The sequence below is a fragment of the Acidovorax sp. 99 genome, from assembly GCF_003096455.1.
In the GTDB taxonomy this organism is placed as follows: domain Bacteria; phylum Pseudomonadota; class Gammaproteobacteria; order Burkholderiales; family Burkholderiaceae_C; genus Acidovorax; species Acidovorax delafieldii.
Genome location: NZ_QEKU01000001.1, coordinates 581,728 through 601,521, shown reverse-complemented (window position 1 = coordinate 601,521; position 19,794 = coordinate 581,728). Strand labels below are relative to the sequence as shown.

Below are 19,794 nucleotides of genomic sequence, written 5' to 3'. Positions count from 1 at the left end.
TCTGCATCCCAAGTTGTGAAGGAGAGGTGTCGTTTGAATGATTTTGTTGCGGGTGTCGTGAGCCTTCTGTTGCGTCTGGTCGTCATGGCCATGGGGTTGGTCCTGTTTGCCAGCCTTTTGGTCGCGGCCATGTTGCTTGCGCTGGTGTGGGTGCTGCGGGCAGGCTGGGCGCGCCTGACGGGGCGACCGGTGACGCCGTGGGCGATGGGTGTGGACCCACGCACAGGCTTCAGCACGGTCTTTCGGTCTACGCAACGCTGGTCTGCTGGCCGCCGCGGCAATAGTGCGCCTGAAGGCGCCAGTGAAGACGCCGCATCGCGCCGTGGCGGCATCCTGCCGGGGGCGGCACAGGTCACTGACGTAGAAGCACGCGAACTGCGTTGATGTGGCAGTGGCGGCCGCTGCACTTTGGCTGCAACCAACCCCATCTCATGAGAGTCCCGTGGTACGAGCGTGAGCCAACGGGCATCAACCCTAGGGCGTCTGCCTTTTTGTGACGCGCCCATCGGGGTGTCTCCTATCATCCGTCCATGACACCAGCCGATATCCGCGCACATTTCGATCTTCAGTTCCAGGCCAGCCGTGCGCACGTGGACGTGCCGCTGCTCGTGCGGCGAGAGCGCTTGCTGCGCTTGCGCAAGTTGCTCGATGAGAATGGGCCTGTGCTCGCGGCGGCCGTGCAGGCCGACTTTGGCATGCGGTCACCCCGCCTCACGGAGGTGGCAGACTTCTTGGTGCTGCGCACCTTGCTGTCGCACACGCTGCGTCACTTGGCAAAGTGGGTCAAGCCCCGAAAGGTGCATACGCCGATTTACCTTCAGCCGGCCCACGCCTTCATCCAGCGCCAGCCCATGGGGGTAGTGGGGGTGATTGCACCGTGGAATTACCCGGTGCAACTGGCCCTGGCACCCGCCATCACCGCGCTGGCTGCGGGCAACCGCGTGATGCTCAAGCCCAGCGAGTTGACGCCCCATACCTCGGCCCAATTGGCGCTACTGGTGGCGCAGTTCTTTGCCCCCGACGAATTCTGTGTGGTGCAGGGAGACGCCAACCTGTCCGCATTGTTTGCCTCGTTGCCTTTCGATCATCTGGTGTTCACCGGCTCCACGGCGGTGGGCCGCAAGGTGGCGCAGGCGGCAGCGCAGAACCTGACACCGACCACGCTGGAGCTGGGCGGCAAGTCGCCCTGCATCATCGACGGCCATTGCGACATGGCGGACGCGGCCGTCAAGATTGCGCACGGCAAACTGCTCAATGCGGGGCAAACCTGTATTGCCCCCGACTACGTGCTGCTGCCGCGCGGCCGTGAGGGCGAATTTGCGCAGGCTTACCGGGCAGCAGTGGCGCGCCTGTTCCCCACCATCGAGGGCAACGCCGACTACGCTTCCATCATCACGCCCCGCCACCATGCCCGCCTGCGCACGATGCTGCAGCAGGCGCAAACACAAGGGGCAGAGGTGCACACGATCGACCCTACCGACGGCAAACCTATGGTGCCCACCGTGGGGACGCTGGGCGACGGTGCAAGCCGCCAGATGCTGCCCACGCTGGTGTTTGGTGCCACGTCGCAAATGCAGCTCATGCAGGAGGAAATTTTTGGCCCCATCCTGCCCGTGATCTCGTATGAGCGCCTGGACGATGCCATTGCCCACATCAACAGCGGGCCCCGCCCGCTGGCGCTTTATTGGTTTGGCCAGAGCGAGGCCGTGCGCGACGACGTGTTGCGCCGCACCGTGAGCGGCGGGGTGACGGTGAACGACACGCTGATGCACATTGCGCACGACAACCTGCCGTTTGGCGGCGTGGGCGACAGTGGCTGGGGCGCTTACCACGGCGAGCAGGGGTTCCTGCGCTTCTGTCACCAGAAGTCGGTGCTGGTGCAGTCGCGCTGGGCCATGGGCTCGCTGTTCTATCCGCCCTATGGGGCCAAGTTCGACCAGGTCATGGGGCTGCTGCGCCGCTGGTTGTAGTGCTTTGTGTGAGTTGCCCGGGTGCTGTCTGACCGTCTTCCGGTTCGTCGTCCACCCTGGCAGCAGGCAGCGGCGGCTGGGTGATGAGCTGCACCATCGCATCGCGCAGTTGGCCTGTGGACACCGGCTTGTGCAGCAGCAACGCGGAGGTGGACTGCGCGTCGCGCAGGCGCTGGGGCGAGGTGTCTCCCGTCATGATGATCGCGGGCACGTTGGTTCCCAGATAGGCTCGCAGCGCCTGCAGTACCTGTTTGCCGGTTTCTTCATGGCGCAGACGGAAGTCGGTGATGATGATGTCGGGCGTCACGTCCTCCAGGACTTCCAGGGCGTCTGCACTGGATTCTGCCGTCATGCACTGGCAGCCCCAGCTTTGCAGCAATGACTGCATGCCCAGGCGCACGGCCTCGTCATCGTCGATGGCCAGCACCTTCAGGCCTACCAGACTGCGGCCGTCCTGGGGTGTGGTGGCATCGTCCTCCAGCGCTCCCTGCCAGCGGTCAAGCCACAGCCTGAAGACAGACCCCTTGCCAGGCTGCGAGCGCAACTCCACGGAGGTCCGCATTTCACGCGCCAGGCGCTGCACGATGGCCAGTCCCAGGCCCAGGCCCTTGCGGCGGTCGCGCTCCGGGTTACCGAGCTGGTGGAACTCCTTGAAGATGTGTTCCCACTGGTGCTCGGGGATACCCGCCCCGGTGTCCCACACCTCCAGCGCCAGCCGTTTTCCACGCGTGCGGCAGGCAATCAGTACACCGCCCTGGGCGGTGTAGCGCAGGGCGTTGGAGATGAAGTTGTGCATCACCAGGCCGACCAGGGAGCGGTCAGCAAACGCGGCGGCAGAGGTCTCGCGGGTGCGGTACACCAGGCCGGCCGTATCGGCCTGCACGCCAAACTCCTGCTCCAGCGAGGTGAGCAGGGGCTGCACCGCAAACGCGGCTGGCCGCACCTTGACCACGCCAGCCTCCAGCCGGGAGTAGTCGAGCAGGGTGGTGAGCATCTCGGCCGCAGCGCCTGATGCGGCATGTGCATGTTTCAGCACGGTGCGCTGGTGGTCATTGAGCGGGCTGCGGTGCAGCGATTCCAGAAACAGACCCATGGCATGCAAGGGCTGGCGCAGGTCATGGCTGGCAGCTGCGAGAAAGCGGGATTTGTCGCGGTCCGCCTGCTCGGCGGCTTCTTGCGCTGCCAGGGCCCGCTGCGACTCGGCCCGCAGCTGGCTGACCAAGCGTTCGTTTTCCAGCTTGAGCGCAATGCTGCGCCTTGTGGCACGGTCGGCCGTGCGTGCCTGCAGGCAGGTCAGCGCGTAATACACCCCGGTCAGGAACAGCGCAGGCCACATCACGGGCCCACCCGCCAACGCCACTGACAGCATCACGCCGCCGATGGCGCTAGTGAGGTAGGTGACGTACGCCCGGTACAGCGGCGCGCCGAGCCCGAGCGCCCCCGACGAGACGGTGCTGATGATGCCGATGGCGTAGATGACGCTGTCGGAGTTGCCCCAGTACAGCACCACATAGCCCAGGCTGCCCCAGCTCAGGCCCATGGCCGCCATGCAGGCGATGAGCTTGCGCGCGGCCTGCGGCGCCGGGTCCACAAACGGTGCAATGCTGCGCAGCGCGAGGTACACCCCGGCCACCACCAGCGTGTGCGAGACCAGCCATACGGTGATGGCCTGCGTGTCTGCCACGCGGGCCATGACCCAGAGCGTGCCCAGGGCCGTGGCCAGCGATGCCAGCAGCGTCATCGGAAAGTTCTGTCGCAGCAGGGCCACCTGTTCGCGCAGGACCTCGTCGCGCTCCCACACCGGCCAGCCCCAGCGCGTGGGTGGAATCACCGGTTCGAGGGGCAGCGGACTGGTTTCAGAGGGGGTCATGGAGCTGCGGGGTGGACAGGCCCAAGCGCTGGGCCGCCAGCAGCGCAGCGCTGCGGCTGTTGACGCCCAGCTGCGCAAAGATGGCCGCCACATGCACACGCACCGTGTTCTCGCTCAGCCCCAGGTCGCGGGCGATCACCTTGTTGGGCCTGCCCGTGCACAGCAGCGACAGCACATCCAGCTGCCGTGCCGTGAGGGATGGCGTGTCGGGCCCCCGCACCGTGGCGCTGTTGCCGCTGTTGATCGGAAAACACGGCTGGCCAGACAGCGCGCAGCTGATGGCCTCCAGGATGTCCTCGGCGCTGGCGGACTTGGGCAAAAAGCCATCGGCCCCGCGCGCGCGCGCTTCGTGGATGGCATCGGGTGCCACGCTGGCCGACACCAGAACGATGCGCGCCCGGGGGCACGCCTGTCGCAGCAGTCGCAGGCCGTCCAGCCCGCTCATGCCGGGCAACTGGATGTCCAGCAGGACCAGATCGATCTCCGCCTGCTGCAGTGCGCAGGCATCGGCGATCGATCCGGCCTCGGCAATGCTGCCCACGCTGGGGTGGTCCTGCACGATCAGGCGTAGCCCCGTGCGGAACAGGGTGTGGTCATCCACAAGCAAAAGACGGGCAGTCATACAGGCAAGTATTGCGCACAACCGGGTGTTGCAGGCTAGTCCATTTGTGCGATGGACGCACGGATGTGCACTTTCTAGACTTTCCGTCAAGCATTGAAAAGCACTTTGGGTGCGCACCAATGCGCAAACCTTCGTAACCACACTCCGTTTTCAAAGGGTTCCCATGACGATCAATGCACACACCCATGGCGCCAGCACCTCCGAAGCAGGCCTGCACCACAGCGAACGACGACCCGCGGCCAACCCTGGCGCAGCCCATTCGGGCACGGGCCTGGGGGGCAACAGCGTGGCGCTCATCGTGCAGGAGCACTGCCCCGACATGCTGGCGGCAGCCGGCGTGGTGATCGAGCACCTGGACGCCCAGGCTGGCACCTGGCAGTTCTCGGCCGACGCTGGGCAGACCTGGCGCGGCATCCGCACCGACCTGATCAACCGGCCGGGCAACCTGGGCCTGGCGCTGGACCGCGACGCGCGCCTGCGGGTGCTGCCCTTTGGCGGCCACCGGGTCACGGGGGCGCGGGTGGCGTTCCATACGGTGCAGCGCAGCCATGGCCAGGGCAACGGCAGCTACCGTGCGTATGCCAGCGAAGACCGCGATGGCGGTTCGCGCACCGTCACCCTGGTGCTCAGCCTCGCGGCCATCAACGGCGCCCCACCGGCAGTGCATGTGCCCCGCCCCCGCAACAAGCGCGCGATGGTGCAGCGCGCAGCGGCAGCGGCCACTGCGGCTGCGGGCAGCGCCTTGTCGGGCGCCATGGTCATGGCCTGAGGGTCGGCTGCGGGCCCCTGCGCATGCGGGGCGTGGGGGGCGAAAAGCCAGGCTGGGAGGCGTGACCGACAGGGCTGCGCTACCCGCCTGTCAGGGTGGAAAAACCGTTTGCGGCGACAATGCCGGTCCTTTTGTTTTTTCATTCCCCGTTTTCGTTCGGTTTTTTCATGTCAAGTATCCAGGTTCGTCCCGCTACGCTTCGCGATGCCAAAGCCATCGCCCAGATCCACACTGTCTCTGCCCAAGAGGCTTACAAAGGGCTGGTGCCAGACGAGCAGTTGAAATCCATGTCGGTCGAAAAGCGCCAGGCCTACTGGCGCGAGGCCATTGAATATTGCGAGCCCCAGGTCCAGGTGGCGGTCGATGGCGAGAAGATCGTCGGCTTTGTCGGCTACGACCGCTCGCGCGATGAAAAGTCCCGCCCCACCACTGGTGAAATCTGGGCCATCTACGCGGCCCCCACCCATTGGAACCAGGGCGTGGGCCTGGCCCTGTGGGACGCCGCCCGTGACGGCCTGCAAGAAGAAGGCTGCACCAACGTCACCGCCTGGGTGCCGCTGCGCAATGAGCGCGCCCTGCGCTTTCATGAGCTGGCCGGCTTCAAGCGCGAGCTGTCCACCGCCAAGACCGCCGTGATCGGCGGCGTGAAGATCGAAGAAGTGCGCCTGAAGCGCCCGATCAACGCATAAAGTGCGACGACACCCCCCTGCGTCGCTGCGCTCGTTCCCTCCGCTCTGGCTTCGCTGCGCTGCGCGGGCAGGGGGACGATGCCCTCGCTGCGGGGCGGCCCTTGCTCGGCATCCCCGGCCTGCCGCGCGCCTGTTTCCCACACTACGGACTGTGCGCGGCACTGTCAGACTCTGATGCCAACAAATCCTTCCACCATCCACTGGACCCACCAGGGCCAGCCCCAGCAAGCCCTGTGGCGCTCCGAGAGTGGCGCCTCAACGCCGCGCCGGGTAGAGGGGGCTGACGACACGCTGGCCGCCGACACGGCTTACCGCATGGCCTGTGAGGGGACGGGGTTGCTGTGGCAGGGTGATTTCCAGAACGCGCGGCACCTGCTGCAAGCGCTGATGCGCCGGGCCGACAAGAAGCCCCGCAAGGCGGCTGCAAAGGCGTCCCAGAAACTGGCGGCGGCCACGGCGGCCGAAGCGTTTCACCTGCACCGCCAGGCACAAGCGCAGCGCGCGCGGGTGCTGGCGTCGGTGCTGATTCCGCTGGAGGGTGACTACAGCATTGCGCTGCGTCGCGCGCCCGACTGGCGCCAGGCCTGCACAGAGGCCTGGGGGCCTGCGACCGGCGAGCGCTCTGTGGCCACGCTGCGCGAGCTGCTGGGGCTGGTGGGCGCGCATGAGTGGCGCAAGAAAGGGGTCGAAATCCCTGCGCTGGGTGCCCCGCCGCTCAACCGCATTCACCCGCACTATGGTGTGTTCTCGCCGGTGCGTGGCGAATACGTGGGGCTGGTGGCAGCAGCACCTTTGCCCAGCAAGGCCCTGGCGTTTGATATTGGCGTGGGCACGGGGGTGTTGTCGGCCGTGCTGGCGCGCCGTGGCGTGCAGCGCGTGGTGGCCACCGACCAGGATCCCCGGGCACTGGCCTGTGCGCGCGAGAACCTGCAGCGCCTGCAGCTGCTCGACCGCGTCGAGTTGCAGCAAGCGGACTTGTTTCCACCGGGCCGGGCGCCGCTGGTGGTGTGCAACCCCCCCTGGGTGCCGGCGCGCGCCAACTCGCCCATCGAACACGCCGTGTACGACGAAGGCAGCCGCATGCTCAAGGGCTTTCTGGCGGGTTTGGCGGCACACCTGGAGCCCGGCGGCGAGGGCTGGCTGATCCTGTCGGACCTGGCCGAACACCTGGGCCTGCGCCCGCGCGAACATCTGCTGGCCTGGATTGCCGAGGCGGGCCTGGTGGTGCGTGGCCGCCACGACGTCAAGCCGGTGCATGCCAAGGCTGCCGACGCGCAGGATGCGCTGCACGCTGCGCGTGCGGCCGAGGTCACGTCTCTGTGGCGGCTTGCTGCGGCCTGAACCCGCACAGACCGGCTCAATCCAGCAGCGCGGGCTGCGTAGTGGCAAAGTTTTCAGCCACCGGGCTGGCTGGCAGCAACTGGTCCAGCCGCTCACGCAGGCTGGCGGCACGCTCGGCGCCTGCAGCGAGTGCCACTTCTTCAAACATGGCTTCGCCCACGTCCAGCATGCTGGTGCGGTCCTTGGCAGCGCGCAGCGCCTCGCGGAAATGCTGTGCCAGCACGGGGTCGCGGCGCGCAAACAGGCGCTCGCAGGTGTCAAACAGGTACATGCGTGCACCGGCCAGCGACCGCAGGGACTCACCTGGTGCCGGGCGCTCGATGGAGGGGGTGGTGGGCTCCGGCGTGGGTGGCAGGTCTGCCGGCCCGGTCAGGTAGCCCTGGCGCATCAGGTTCTCGACAATCTGCGCGCCAATGCCGTTGTACATGGCTTGCAGGTCTGACAGCGGTTTGCCGTCGGCCAGCAGGAGCAGGGAGCGTTCGCGCAGGCTCAGGGTGCGCACACCAGGCGAGAGTTCCAGGCGGGCTTTGTCGGTTTTTTGCAGCAGCATGGGGTGTCTCCGTGGCGGTCGGTCTCTGGAGCGAGGATTCCACCAGCCGGGCGTGACGCCGTGATGACCCCTTGGGATGTCCTGCATCACAATCGTTGGCTGGCTGGCGCTGCCTCAAGCGCCGAATGCCTGCGCAATTGCTCCTTATTTGATAGCTGCTTGGGCATATTGCACTAGCGCTTGGTGCTATTTTTGTTTGAATTTTGCTGCTGAGTGCCTGTGGATGCTCTTTTTTTGGAGAGGGCTCATCGAGCCAGCAGAGCCCGTGACATGACCTTGCTGCTCGCCCCGATGGAGGGGCTTCTGGATTTTGTGCTGCGCGATGTGCTGACCCGCGTGGGCGGCGTGGACCGTTGCGTGTCGGAGTTCATCCGCATCACCGGCACCCTGCTGCCCGACAAGGTGTTCCTGCGCTACGTGCCGGAGTTGCGCAACGGCAGCCGTACCTTGGCGGGCGTGCCCGTGCGGGCCCAGTTGCTGGGCTCCGACCCGGTCAGCATGGCCGAGAACGCGGCGCGCCTGGCGGCGCTGGCCCCCGAGGGGATCGACCTGAACTTCGGCTGCCCCGCCAAGGTGGTCAATCGCCACGGCGGTGGCGCAGCACTGCTGCAGGAGCCTGAGCGCATTGCGGCCGTAGTGGCTGCGGTACGCCGCGCCGTGCCGGCGCACCTGCCGGTGTCGGCCAAGATGCGCCTGGGGTTCAACGACACCCACCTGATGCGTGAATGTGCCCAGGCCATGCAGGCAGGGGGCGCTGCCGAGCTGGTGGTGCACGCGCGCACCAAGGCCGACGGCTACCGCCCACCGGCCTACTGGGAGCACATCCCCACCATCCGCGCGGCGGTCTCCATCCCGGTGGTGGCCAATGGCGAGATCTGGACGGTGGCCGACGCGCAGCGCTGCCGTGAAGTGTCGGGCTGCGACGCGCTGATGCTGGGCCGAGGCATCGTGGCGGACCCCGGTCTTGCACGTGCCATTCGCGCTGCCGATGCTGGGCGGCCGGACACGGACACCGTGGTGTGGGCCGATCTGGTGCCACACCTTGCCGCCTTCTGGCAGCTGGTGTGCGACGACCTGGAGCCGCGCCAGCGCGCCGGGCGCCTGAAGCAATGGCTTAACCTGCTGCGCCGCCGGTTTGCCGAGGCTGAGGTGGCGTACCAGCATGTGCGCACCATGACGGACCAGCGGGCGATCACCGTGTGGGTGGCGGACTTGCAGGCGCAAGCCCAGAGCGCCCACGGCGCTTAGGACAGGTTCTCACGACGCCGCTACAGCAGGTGGTCGGGCGCCAGGGGGCCCAGCAGCTGCAGCATCAGCCGCAGCGGGGCACTCGCGTCGGGCTCGGTCGTGGCGTCTGGCAGCCCGCTGCCCTCGGGGGCGCGCCAGCGCAGGCCCTGGTCGGTGGCCTGCACCTGCCACGCGGATTCTTTCAGCGCCGTGTCGATCTGAGTGAGGGCGCGGCGAGACAGCTCCGTGCTGCGGATCAGCAGCGCCACCTCGGTGTTCTGCCGCTGCGAGCGCATGTCCAGGTTCATCGACCCCACTGCCAGCAGTCGGCCGTCCACGATCATCAGCTTGGAGTGCAGCATGGCGCGCGAGCTGCCTTGCGAACCCACGGCACCCGCGCCGCCGCCCATGCTGCCCGATACGCCCAGCGCTCCCCGCAGCACCCCTGGCAGTTCGCTGTGCATCTCGTACAGCTCCACCCCCATGGCAAGCAGCTGCGGCCGGTGGCGGGCATAGCCGGCATGCGCAATGGGCGCGTCGTTGGAGGCCAGCGAATTGGTCAGCACCCGCACCCGCACGCCGCGCGCCCTCGCCGCCGCAAAGGCGGCCTCCATGTCCGGCCCCGGCACAAAGTAGGGCGAGATGATGAGCAGGTCGCGCCGCGCTTGGCCCATGAGCTGCAACAGCCCGTCCACCACGGTGTCGGTTTGGGCCTCGGTGGCTTCGGGGCTTGCGCGGGGGCTGTCGGGTGGCGCGCCGTTGGAAGATGCGGTGGCGCTATCGGCCGCCGGCAGCGTGCGGGGTGGTGAGGCTGATGCGCTGTCGGCCGCCGGTATCGTGCGGGAGCCCGAGACCAAGGCGGCAGCAGCGGCCTTGGGGCTGTGGGTCGCCCCTGCGGCGGCGCTGGCGCCTGGGCCCGGCGGCGGTGCTGCCAAGGCCAGAGCAGCCCCATTGCCCATCCCTGCGCTGTCGGCCGGGATCTTGGCAGGCTGGTCCACCAGCACGGCCGCCGCAGCCCAGACGAAGGGCGTGCGCTCCAGGTCCATGGGCTCGTAGTTCCAGATGCGTGCCCGCTGCGCAGCGGTGGTGCCTGGCCCCATGTCGGGCGGCAGGCGGTCTGGGGCGGTGGTGCCACCCTGGCCTGCGACACGGCGTCTTCGCCCTTCGTCGGCCACACGGATGCTGTCGCGCAGGTGGTCAAGCTCGCCCTGTGTGATGAGCGACTGCACCGGGTAGGCGCGCTCGTTGTTCCAGTAGCTGTCAAAGCTGCGCGACAGGTCCCGCACGATCGGGCCGGCAGCCAGCACGTCCAGGTCCACAAAGTTACCCGAGTCGGCATTGCCGAAATAGGCGTCACCCAGGTTGCGGCCCCCGGTCACAGCCATGGCGTTGTCGGCAATGAAAAGCTTGTTGTGCATGCGCTGCTGCACGCGCGAGAAGTCGCCCAGCAGGCCCAGCATGCGACCAATGGGAGACCCCCTTGCGCCCGTGAGGGGGTTGAACATGCGCATCTCGATGTTGGGCACAAACGCCAGCCGCATCACCTGCGCATCACGCCCGGTGCTGTGGAAGTCGTCCAGCAGCACGCGCACCCGCACGCCGCGCTGGGCTGCTGCCATCACGCTGAGCAGCAGGCGTTCGCTGCTGGCGTCTGCGTGGATCGCGTAGTACTGCAGGTCCAGGGTTTTCTGTGCGGCGTCCACCAGTGCCAGGCGGCTGCTGTAGGCGGCTTGCGGGCCGCTGAGCAGCGCAAACCCCGAAGCGTGCCGCGCCCCTTCGGCGACCCTGCGTGCTGCTACCAGCTGGCCCAGGGGGGTATCGCCAGGGGCCGACCAGGCTACCGACACCGGGCGGTCCACATCCTTGGGCAGGCCCGCACAACCGGCAAGGGCCATGGCAACCACCACCAGCGCCATGCCCAGCCAGCCGGGGCGGGCCCGCAGGGGCAGGGTCAAGGACAAGGAGGGCAAAGACAACATGGCGCGATTGTGACCGTGGAGCCGCTGGGGCGCAGGGCTCAGGTATAGCCGTGCGCCGGCCCAGGCGATGTCAGACGGGGCGCCAAGGCGACGGCTGGGCCCTGTATCAGGCGCGAAGCCTGGCCCGGGCCGCCGTAGGTTGGGCTGGTTACCAGCTCACTTCGCGGTCGGGCGTGGCGCTGATCTTGTGGATGCTCAGGTCGGCACCGTCAAACTCTTCTTCCTGTGTCAGGCGGATGCCCACCGTCTGCTTGAGGATGCCGTACACCACCACGCCGCCAACCAGGGCCCAGAGCACGCCCAGGCCGGTGCCGATGAGCTGGGCCGACAGGCTGACCCCGCCCAGCCCGCCCAACGCCTTGCTGCCAAAGATACCCGCAGCCAGTCCGCCCCAGGTGCCGCACAGCCCGTGCAGCGGCCATACGCCCAGCACGTCGTCAATCTTCCATTTGTTTTGCGTCAGGGTGAACATCAGCACAAAAATGGCCCCGGCCACCGCGCCGACCACCAGCGCACCCAGCGGGTGCATGAGGTCCGAGCCCGCACACACGGCCACCAGACCCGCCAGCGGGCCGTTGTGCACAAAGCCGGGGTCGTTCTTGCCCAGCACCAGGGCGGCCAGCGTGCCGCCCACCATGGCCATCAGCGAGTTCACAGCGACGAGGCCCGAAAGCTTGTCCACGGTCTGCGCGCTCATCACATTGAAGCCGAACCAGCCCACCACCAGCACCCAGGCGCCCAGCGCCAGGAACGGGATGTTGGACGGCGGGTGGGCCGAGATCGCACCGTCCTTGCGGTAGCGGTTGGCGCGAGAGCCCAGCAGGATCACCGCCGGCAACGCAATCCAGCCGCCCATGGCGTGCACCACCACCGAGCCCGCAAAGTCGTGGAACTCTTCGCCCGTCAGCGCCTTGATCCAGCCCTGCACACCAAAATGCTGGTTCCAGGCAATACCCTCAAAAAACGGGTACACAAAGCCCACGATGACTGCTGTTGCCAGCAGTTGCGGCCAAAACTTGGCGCGCTCCGCGATGCCGCCCGACACAATGGCCGGAATGGCAGCCGCAAACGTGAGCAAGAAGAAGAACTTGACCAGCGCATAGCCGCTTTGCTGCACCAGCGATTCGGCACCGATGAAGAAATGCGTGCCGTAGGCCACTGTGTAGCCGACCACAAAATAGACCACCGTGGACACAGAAAAGTCCACCAGGATCTTGACCAGTGCATTCACCTGGTTCTTTTTGCGGACTGTGCCCAGCTCCAGAAACGCAAACCCGGCGTGCATGGCCAACACCATGATCGCCCCGAGCAAGATGAACAAGGCATCTGTGCCCTGTTTGAGTGCTTCCATAACGTCCTCGCGATAGTGATTGATCGACTCTGGTGCGTTTTCATCCGACGCCACAGATTTGCACCAAGTTGAAGCAAGAAGTGCGCCAGGAGTTGGTGCAAGGCTTTGCACCGAATTGGGGCTTTGCCAGTGGGGTAGGTTTGTAGGTGGTGGATAAATACTGTATAAATAAACAGTTTTATCGTGCATGCTGCTCCACCACTCGATGGCCATGAGTTCACTTGACCCTCCCGACGACGACCTGCCTGCACAGCCGCAGGACATCCGCATTCCGCTGCATGCCATCCGCGGGCGCGGTGCCGCCACGGCCATGGCCCACCGCTTTGCCAAAGACCAGCGCGAACGTGCGGATGATGGGTGGAACCATCCGCGCGCCCTTGGCAGGGCCGAGGGCGTGGAGCAGGGTGGCACGGGTACGGCTCAGGGTGGCAACCCGAACGGCGGGGGTGCTGAAGAGGGTGATGCATGGGGCGGGGGCGACGAGGGAGCCTGCGCCAGCCCCTCACCCGCCACCCGCGTGCATTTCGAAACGGCACGCAGCGCCATCTGCGCCAACGACTCGCCAGACATCTTTTTTGAACTCTCGGTGAACCCCTACCGGGGCTGCGAGCACGGATGCATTTACTGCTACGCCCGGCCCACGCACAGCTACCTCAATTTTTCGCCCGGGCTCGACTTTGAGACGCAGATCGTGGCCAAGCACAACGTGGCGCAGGTGTTGCGTCAAGAGCTTGCACAGCCGCGATACGTGCCGCGTTTGCTCAACATCGGCTCCGCCACCGACTGCTACCAGCCCGTGGAGCGCGACCTGAAGCTCACGCGCAGCGTGATCGAAGTGATGCGCGAGGCGCGCCACCCGTTTTCGCTGATCACCAAATCCAGCGGCGTGGAGCGCGACCTGGACCTGCTCGCCCCGCTGGCAGCGCAGCGCTTGGCGGCGGTTTACATCACCATCACCACACTCGACGCTGCGCTGGCTCGCCGCATGGAACCCCGCGCCGCCGCGCCCCACCGGCGGCTGCGCACCATCCGTGCATTGGCCGAGGCGGGTGTGCCGGTGGGCGTGAGTGTGGCGCCCCAGATCCCGTTCATCACCGAAGACATGGAGCAGGTACTGGAGGCCGCACGCGACGCCGGTGCGCGCACCGCGTTCTACACGGTGCTGCGGCTACCGTGGGAGCTGGACGCGTTGTTTCGCGAGTGGCTCACGGTGCACTACCCGCAGCGTGCAGCGCGCGTCATGGCCCGGGTGCAAGACCTGCACCCCCTGACCGGGGCCCAGCGCGCGGCTGGCAAGACTTATGACAGCGACTTTGCTACCCGCATGAAGGGCAGCGGGCTCTGGGCCGACCTGCTGCGCCAGCGGTTCGCCAACACCTGCCGCCGCCTGGGGCTCAACCGGGAGCGCGAGGGGCTGGACCTGGGGCAGTTCAGGCCGGGTCTACTGAAAGGGCAGGGGAGCCTCTTCTAGATCCCGTGCCCGTCTCCGTGCACTTTGCATTGCGCGCCGCAGGCCGCAATGCGTTGCCTCGTCAGCCCCCCCACACCCGCTGCACCACCTGCGTGTACAGCGGAATACCCACCAGGATGTTCAGCGGAAACGTCACCCCCAGCGAGAGGCTCACGTACAGCGACGGGTTGGCTTCTGGGATGGCATAGCGCACCACGGCAGGCACCGCGATGTAGGACGCGCTGGCGGCCAGCACCATGAGCAGCACGGCATCCCCCGTGGGCACCTGCAGCAGCCAGGCCAGCGCCAGGGCCAGACTGGCGTGCGTCAGCGGCCCCAGCACCGCGTAGGCCAGCAGCCATGGCGACTGCTTGCGCACCGCAGGCAGGTTGCGAGCCGTGGACAGGCCCATGTCCAGCAAGAACAGGCACAGCATGCCCTTGAACAGATCGCCCGAGAACGGCTGCATGGCCGCCTTGCCGGCATCGCCAGTCACCATGCCGATCACCATGGCGCCCAGCAGCAGCAACTGGGTGCCGTCGGTGAACGACTCGTGCAGGATCTTGCCCACCGACAGGTGAGGCCCCGGCTTACCTGGCGCGCCGCCTGCGCTTGCGCCACCCAGTGCGGGGCCCCCTGCCGACGCCATGGCGACCACCGGTGGCACGCGCAGGAGGGGGCTTGGGGCGGTGACTGCCACCGACTGCCGCTGCCGCATCGCATTGGCCAGCATCACCGCCAGGATGATGGCGGGCGACTCCATCAGCGCCATGGCTGCCGCCATGTAGCCGCCGTAGGCAATGTGCTGTGACTCCAGGTACTGCGTGGCCGTCACAAAGGTCACGGCGCTGACCGATCCGTAGGTGGCTGCTACCGCAGCCGCGTTGAAGCCCGACAGCACCCGCCGCAGCAGCGCATAGCCCACCAGCGGCACCACCACGGCCAGCAGCACCGCCAGCCCCAGACTGCTGGCCACACTGGGTGTCAGGCCTGAAGCCGCCAAGGCAAACCCGCCCTTGAGGCCCAGCGCCATCAGCAGGTAGATGGACAAGAACTTCGAGATCGCCGCCGGCATCTCCAGGTTGGATCGGACCAGGCCCGCAAACACTCCCAGGGCAAAAAACAAAATCGCGGGGTCCAGCAAGCTTTGCATCATTCAACTCCTTGTTGGGGGCCGATGCTAGGGATGTGTGGCTGCAAAGTAAAATCGATTCGAACGCGGTTATCTATAGATAAAAATCTATGAACATCACCTTTCGCCAGCTGCGGCTGTTCCTGGCGCTGGCCGAGACGGGCAGCGTCAGCGCCGCCGCCAAGGTCATGCATGTCACGCAGCCCACGGCCTCCATGCAGTTGCGTGAGGTGACCCAGGCAGTGGGCCTGCCGCTGTACGAGGTGGTCTCGCGCCGTGTACACCTGACCGAGGCGGGACACGCCCTGGCCCGCACTGCGCGTGCCATTGCGGGCGAGTGGGATGCGTTCGAGCAGCGCGTGTCGGGCGCCAAGGGCCTCACCAGCGGGCGCCTCAAGGTCGCCGTGGTCAGCACCGCCAAATACTTTGTGCCCCGCCTGCTGGGCAGCTTCTGCAAGCTGCACCCGCAGATCGATATCTCGCTGGAGGTACTCAACCGCGACCACGTCATCACCCGCCTGCGCAGCAATCTGGACGACCTCTACGTCATGTCCATGCCGCCCGCGGATTTGCCGCTGGAGGACCAGATCCTCATGCCCAACCCGCTGGTTGTCATCGCCCCCGCAGGCCACCCCCTGGCCGCCAAAAAGCGCATCAAGCTTGCGCAACTGCAGACGGAGCGTTTCATCCTGCGCGAAAAAGGCTCCGGCACCCGCATGGCCACTGACGCCCACCTGCGCCAACTGGGTTTTGCGCCCAGCGCATTGCTGGAGCTGGGCAGCAATGAGGCCATCAAGGAGTCGGTGGAGGGCCAGCTGGGCGTCTCCATCGTCTCCCACCACTCCCTGGGTCCGCACCACGAGGGGCTTGCCGTGCTCAATGTGCAGGGCTTTCCCATCCAGTCGCAGTGGCACCTGGTCTGGCCCAAGGGCAAGCAGCTGTCACCGATTGCCGAGGTGTTCCGCGCGCATTTGGTGGGGGAGGTGGAGGGCTGGATGGCACTGCGCTAATTGCGCACCCTGCGGGCTCGCCAACGGCGCGTCCCTTGGTGATGACTGGGGGGCGCTTAACGCTGAATGCCGTGCTGCCTGCAAAGGGACGGCCCCGCCACAAGCGGGTGTTCGGTCTCAATGGACATGCCGATGGTGGATGTCCGGGTAGTGCGGATGCGTGTGCTTCAGTGGCAGGTGCGTGTGTCGGTGGCTGTGTTTGCCGTTGCCGCGATGCTCTACGCCATGCGCGTGCTGGTGGTGCTCGTCGTGTTCGTGTTCGTGCTCGTGTTCAAGCGCTTCGTGTTGGTGCTCATGGCTGTGGTGTTCCGTGAGGTGCAACCACACCCCCAGGCCCATCAGCGCAGCGGCCATCCAGAACACCCATGACGTTGGTTCCGAGAACACCAACAAGGACACAACCACCCCCATGAAGGGCGCGGTGGAGAAGTACGCTCCCGTGCGGGCTGTGCCGAGCCCACGCAATGCCAGCACAAACAGCACAAGGCTCAGTCCGTATCCTAAAAGGCCGACAGCCATCGTTGCAGACAGTGTGGCCCACGAAGGCCAGGCGGCGCCCATGCTGATGGCCATCGTGGTGTTGACCGACCCCGCGATCAGGCCCTTGATGCTGGCAACGAAGAGCGCGTCGGAGGCAGAAACCTTGCGTGTGAGGTTGTTGTCGATGGCCCAGCACAAGCAGGCCAGGCCCACCAGCCAGGAGCCCGTGCCGCCGGGTTGCCACGGAGAGCCGGTCTGCCAGCCCAGGGCAATGCCTCCCGCCACGATGGCAAGCATGCCCCCCACGATGCGCCGGTCGGCGTTTTCTTTGAACACCCACCAGGCAATGACTGCGGTCAGCACCGCTTCCAGATTCAACAGCAGCGAAGCCGTGGCGCCGCTGGTGGAGTGCAGTCCCAGCATCAGCGCCACCGGCCCCACCACGCCTCCAAACAACACGGAGCCCAGGAGCCAGGGCCATTCATTTAAGGGAATGCCAGAGGGCTTGAGCCCGCCATCGCGGGCCACACGCACCAGGGCCAGTCCCAGGCCGCTGCCCAGATACAGAAGGCCTGCCAGCAGCACCGGTGGCAGGTCGCCCGTCAGCAGCTTGGCAAATGGGGTGCTGGCGCCGAAGAGCACCGCTGCGCCCAGGGCGTAAATGACGCTTTGATTCATGGCGGAATTTTCTACCTGAAGGCGCCTGGCGTCTTCAGCGGCTGTGGGCCGACAGGACTGGAGTCACTCCACCACCGATGCGCGCGGGTTGCGCCGCCCATCCACGGGCAAGGGCGTTCTTTGCCATGACCCGCAGTAACCAGCAATGGACCGCCTCGGGCGGGCACCACTGTCAGCGGGCCTGTTTACACCAGCACGTCCCGCAAAGACGCGTCCTTGTCGAACTGCGCCTTGGCGAACGGGCACAGCGGGACCACCTTGGTGCCTGTGGCCCTGGCCCATTGGACCAGTGCATCGAGCAGCGCGCGCCCCACACCCTGGCCGCTGAGCGATGGGTCCACCTCGGTGTGGTCCACGATGATCATCGTGGCGTTGGTGCGGCTGTAGGTCATCTCGGCCAGGCGCTGGCCGTTGTGCTCGATGTAGAACGCACCTTTGGCGTCCTGTTCCTGGTGGTGAATGGTGTGTGGCATGTTGGGGCGCAAGGGGTATGGGTCTGCGTCAGAGTATGGTGCATCCTGTGCTGCAGTGGGGGCCCGGCCCGGCGGGGCGGGCTCCATCGGCTTGCGGCGCCTACTGGACTTGGAATGCCTCGGACAGAAACTCTGCGGTGGCGCGCACCCGGGCCGTGCGTTGCAGGTCGGGGTGCATGACTTGCCAGACCTCGTAGTCGGTCGCCCGGCGGCGCTCGGGCCAGATGCGCACCAGGCCTTCGCGCGCCCCCATCCACACCGGCATTTCACCCAGGCCAATGCCCGCCGCCACGCCCTTGCGCACCAACAGGCTGGAGCGCACGGCCAGCGCAATCCGGGCCTGGCGCGCAGGCACGCCCGCCATGGTCAGAAACGGGCTTTGCTCCAGGTAAGGCGCGTAGGCCACCAGGTGGTGGCCGCGCAGTTCGTCCTCTGGCACCGGCATGCCAAAACGCTCGACATAGCCCGCACTGGCGAACAGGCCCACAGGCCACGACACCACACGGCGCACCACGAGGTCGGGCGTCTCGGGCCGGACGTTGCGGAAAGCGATGTCCACCTGGCGGCGACTGAGGCTGAGCAACTGGGTGGACACCTCCAGGTCCACGCGGATGTGGGGCCAGTGCTGCTGCAGGCGCTCAATGGCGGGCATCAGCAGGTCGATGGCGATCGAGTCGGTGCTGGTCACACGCACCAGGCCGCCAGGGCTGGTGTCCTGGCCCTCGATGCGGGTGCGCAGGTCCAGCGCCGCGCTTTCCATGCGGCGGGCGGCCGCCAGCGCCGTCTCGCCTGCAGCGGTGAGCAGGTAGCCGTCCTTGGCACGCAGAAACAGCTTGGCGCCCAGTTCGGCCTCCAGCGCGGTCAGCCGCCGCCCGACGGTGGCCTGGTCCACGCCCAGGCTGCGCGCGGCAGCGCGCAAGGAGGGCGCGCGGGTCAGGGCAAGAAAGATGCGGGTGTCGTCCCAGTTCATGGCCGTATGGAGGTTGCGGATGATGGGGGAGTGTGATGCAAATTTGCATCGCTGTAGAGCGAAATTGCTGCGTTTAAATCACTGCGTGGCGCCCTATCCTTGAAGGCACTGAAACCATTGCTTGAGGAGCAACACCCATGTCCACACCAGCGGCCGAACAACCTGCAAACCCCCAACGCACCATGCAAGCCATCGTGTTCGATGACTTCGGCGGCCCGGAAGTGCTGGTGGCGCGCGAGATCCCTGTCCCCGAGGTGCGCCCGCACGACCTGCTGGTGCGCAACGCCGCCATCGGCGTCAACCGGGCCGACCTGCTGCACCGCAAAGGGGCCTATGGCCGCGCCTACTTTGGCGATGCCGACACCATGGGGCTGGAGATTGCGGGCACGGTGGTCGCCATGGGGCCCGAGGTGCAAGGCTTTGCCGTGGGCGACCGCGTGATGGGCATCGTGGGCGGCGGTGCCTACGCCGAGCTGTCGCGCATCGACCACCGCATGGCCATGCCGGTGCCGGATGGCATCGACCTGGTGGCCGCAGGCGCCGTGGCCGAGGTGTTCGTGACCGCGCACGAGGCGCTGTTCCACCTGGCGCGCTTGCACGCGGGCGAGTCGGTGCTGATCCATGCGGCGGCGGGCGGCGTGGGATCAGCCGCCGTGCAGCTGGCCCATGCGGCGGGTGCGCGCGTGTTTGCCACGGCGGGGGGCGACAAGCGCGGCGCCGTGCTGGGTTGCGGGGCCGATGTGTTCATCGACTACCGCAGCGAAGACTTTCAGGCGGTGGTGGACCAGGCCACGCAGGGCCGGGGCGTGGATGTGGTGATCGACTTCATCGGGGCTCCGTACCTGCAGCGCAACGTGCGGTCGCTGGCCGACGGCGGGCGCCTGGTGTCGGTGGGGCTACTGGGGGGCGCGCAGGGTGCGGAGCTGCCCATGGACGTGGTGCTGTACCGCCACCTGCAGATCTTTGGCACCGTGATGAAGTCCCGCCCGCCCGAGGTCAAGCAGGCCATGGTCCAGCGGTTTGCGCAGCAGTGGCTGCCAGCCCTGGCCGCCGGGGTGATCCGGCCGGTGATCGACAGCACGTTTGCACTGGCCGACGCCGCACAGGCCCATCGGCGCATGGAGTCTGGCGCCAGCATCGGCAAGATCCTGTTGCTGCCCGAGGCGCCCTGAGCGGGCAGGGCGTAGCGCCCAACGCCCAAAGCCCAACGCCCAACGCCCAACGCCCAGCTTT

Annotated in this window: 18 protein-coding genes; 9 read left to right on the top strand and 9 right to left on the bottom strand. The window is 66.8% G+C overall.

All coding sequences use genetic code 11. The annotated features are described in order from the left end of the window. Positions 1–33 precede the first annotated feature (33 nt). Together C8C95_RS02935 and C8C95_RS02930 are read left to right on the top strand one after the other, a co-directional pair. Entirely contained in the window at positions 34–384 is a 351-nt protein-coding gene (locus C8C95_RS02935) for a hypothetical protein (RefSeq protein ID WP_116747582.1), read from the top strand. 146 nt (positions 385–530) lie between these two features. Next, entirely contained in the window at positions 531–1,970 is a 1,440-nt protein-coding gene (locus C8C95_RS02930; protein ID WP_116747581.1) for a coniferyl aldehyde dehydrogenase, read from the top strand. On the opposite strand, the gene C8C95_RS02925 is transcribed toward C8C95_RS02930, so the two are convergent. After that, the gene (locus tag C8C95_RS02925; RefSeq protein ID WP_116747580.1) at positions 1,942–3,840 is read right to left on the bottom strand and encodes an ATP-binding protein; all 1,899 of its coding nucleotides are present in this window, start codon (positions 3,838–3,840) and stop codon (positions 1,942–1,944) included. The genes C8C95_RS02930 and C8C95_RS02925 overlap by 29 nt on opposite strands. Next, complete coding sequence (locus tag C8C95_RS02920) at positions 3,827–4,462, bottom strand: response regulator transcription factor (RefSeq protein WP_099730786.1); 636 nt, start codon at positions 4,460–4,462, stop codon at positions 3,827–3,829. Before C8C95_RS02920 ends, C8C95_RS02925 begins: the two co-directional genes overlap by 14 nt. 163 nt (positions 4,463–4,625) lie before the next feature. Here C8C95_RS02920 and C8C95_RS02915 point away from each other — a divergent pair, with 163 nt between their 5' ends. From C8C95_RS02915 to C8C95_RS02905, 3 genes are all read left to right on the top strand, one after another. Beyond that, a complete protein-coding gene (locus C8C95_RS02915; protein WP_116747579.1) occupies positions 4,626–5,231 on the top strand; it encodes a hypothetical protein in 606 nt (201 codons plus the stop codon). A gap of 167 nt (positions 5,232–5,398) precedes the next feature. Beyond that, positions 5,399–5,920: a GNAT family N-acetyltransferase gene (locus C8C95_RS02910; RefSeq protein ID WP_056065189.1), complete on the top strand. Its 522-nt coding sequence runs from the start codon at positions 5,399–5,401 to the stop codon at positions 5,918–5,920. Between the two features lie 174 nt (positions 5,921–6,094). Next, positions 6,095–7,261 (top strand): class I SAM-dependent methyltransferase, encoded by a 1,167-nt coding sequence (locus tag C8C95_RS02905; RefSeq protein ID WP_056064931.1) that lies wholly within the window; start codon positions 6,095–6,097, stop codon positions 7,259–7,261. Positions 7,262–7,277: 16 nt separating this feature from the next. Here C8C95_RS02905 and C8C95_RS02900 read toward each other — a convergent pair whose 3' ends face one another. Next, positions 7,278–7,811 (bottom strand): hypothetical protein, encoded by a 534-nt coding sequence (locus C8C95_RS02900; RefSeq protein ID WP_116747578.1) that lies wholly within the window; start codon positions 7,809–7,811, stop codon positions 7,278–7,280. Positions 7,812–8,081: 270 nt separating this feature from the next. Between C8C95_RS02900 and C8C95_RS02895 the strand changes: the two genes are divergently transcribed. Then, positions 8,082–9,059, top strand: coding sequence for a tRNA-dihydrouridine synthase (locus C8C95_RS02895; protein WP_116747577.1), 978 nt, complete (start codon positions 8,082–8,084; stop codon positions 9,057–9,059). A 20-nt stretch (positions 9,060–9,079) separates the two neighbouring features. Here C8C95_RS02895 and C8C95_RS02890 read toward each other — a convergent pair whose 3' ends face one another. Then, a complete protein-coding gene (locus C8C95_RS02890) occupies positions 9,080–11,017 on the bottom strand; it encodes a phospholipase D family protein (protein WP_116747576.1) in 1,938 nt (645 codons plus the stop codon). A gap of 148 nt (positions 11,018–11,165) precedes the next feature. After that, a complete protein-coding gene (locus C8C95_RS02885) occupies positions 11,166–12,368 on the bottom strand; it encodes an ammonium transporter (RefSeq protein ID WP_056064922.1) in 1,203 nt (400 codons plus the stop codon). Between the two features lie 211 nt (positions 12,369–12,579). Here C8C95_RS02885 and C8C95_RS02880 point away from each other — a divergent pair, with 211 nt between their 5' ends. After that, positions 12,580–13,839 carry a PA0069 family radical SAM protein gene (locus C8C95_RS02880; RefSeq protein WP_207780563.1) on the top strand — a complete coding sequence of 420 codons (1,260 nt, stop codon included), beginning with the start codon at positions 12,580–12,582 and terminating at the stop codon, positions 13,837–13,839. 61 nt (positions 13,840–13,900) lie between these two features. On the opposite strand, the gene C8C95_RS02875 is transcribed toward C8C95_RS02880, so the two are convergent. Next, positions 13,901–14,971 carry a sodium-dependent bicarbonate transport family permease gene (locus C8C95_RS02875; RefSeq protein WP_116750113.1) on the bottom strand — a complete coding sequence of 357 codons (1,071 nt, stop codon included), beginning with the start codon at positions 14,969–14,971 and terminating at the stop codon, positions 13,901–13,903. A gap of 89 nt (positions 14,972–15,060) precedes the next feature. Here C8C95_RS02875 and C8C95_RS02870 point away from each other — a divergent pair, with 89 nt between their 5' ends. Next, positions 15,061–15,960 carry a LysR family transcriptional regulator gene (locus C8C95_RS02870; protein ID WP_116747575.1) on the top strand — a complete coding sequence of 300 codons (900 nt, stop codon included), beginning with the start codon at positions 15,061–15,063 and terminating at the stop codon, positions 15,958–15,960. Positions 15,961–16,077: 117 nt separating this feature from the next. Here C8C95_RS02870 and C8C95_RS02865 read toward each other — a convergent pair whose 3' ends face one another. The 3 genes from C8C95_RS02865 to C8C95_RS02855 all read right to left on the bottom strand — a co-directional run bounded on the left by C8C95_RS02865 (position 16,078) and on the right by C8C95_RS02855 (position 18,561). Beyond that, positions 16,078–17,118 carry a DMT family transporter gene (locus tag C8C95_RS02865; RefSeq protein ID WP_116747574.1) on the bottom strand — a complete coding sequence of 347 codons (1,041 nt, stop codon included), beginning with the start codon at positions 17,116–17,118 and terminating at the stop codon, positions 16,078–16,080. Positions 17,119–17,303: 185 nt separating this feature from the next. Continuing rightward, positions 17,304–17,591, bottom strand: coding sequence for a GNAT family N-acetyltransferase (locus C8C95_RS02860; protein WP_108496985.1), 288 nt, complete (start codon positions 17,589–17,591; stop codon positions 17,304–17,306). Positions 17,592–17,691: 100 nt separating this feature from the next. Continuing rightward, a complete protein-coding gene (locus tag C8C95_RS02855) occupies positions 17,692–18,561 on the bottom strand; it encodes a LysR family transcriptional regulator (RefSeq protein ID WP_116747573.1) in 870 nt (289 codons plus the stop codon). A gap of 137 nt (positions 18,562–18,698) precedes the next feature. Between C8C95_RS02855 and C8C95_RS02850 the strand changes: the two genes are divergently transcribed. Next, positions 18,699–19,733: an NAD(P)H-quinone oxidoreductase gene (locus tag C8C95_RS02850; protein ID WP_243415615.1), complete on the top strand. Its 1,035-nt coding sequence runs from the start codon at positions 18,699–18,701 to the stop codon at positions 19,731–19,733. Positions 19,734–19,794 lie beyond the last annotated feature (61 nt).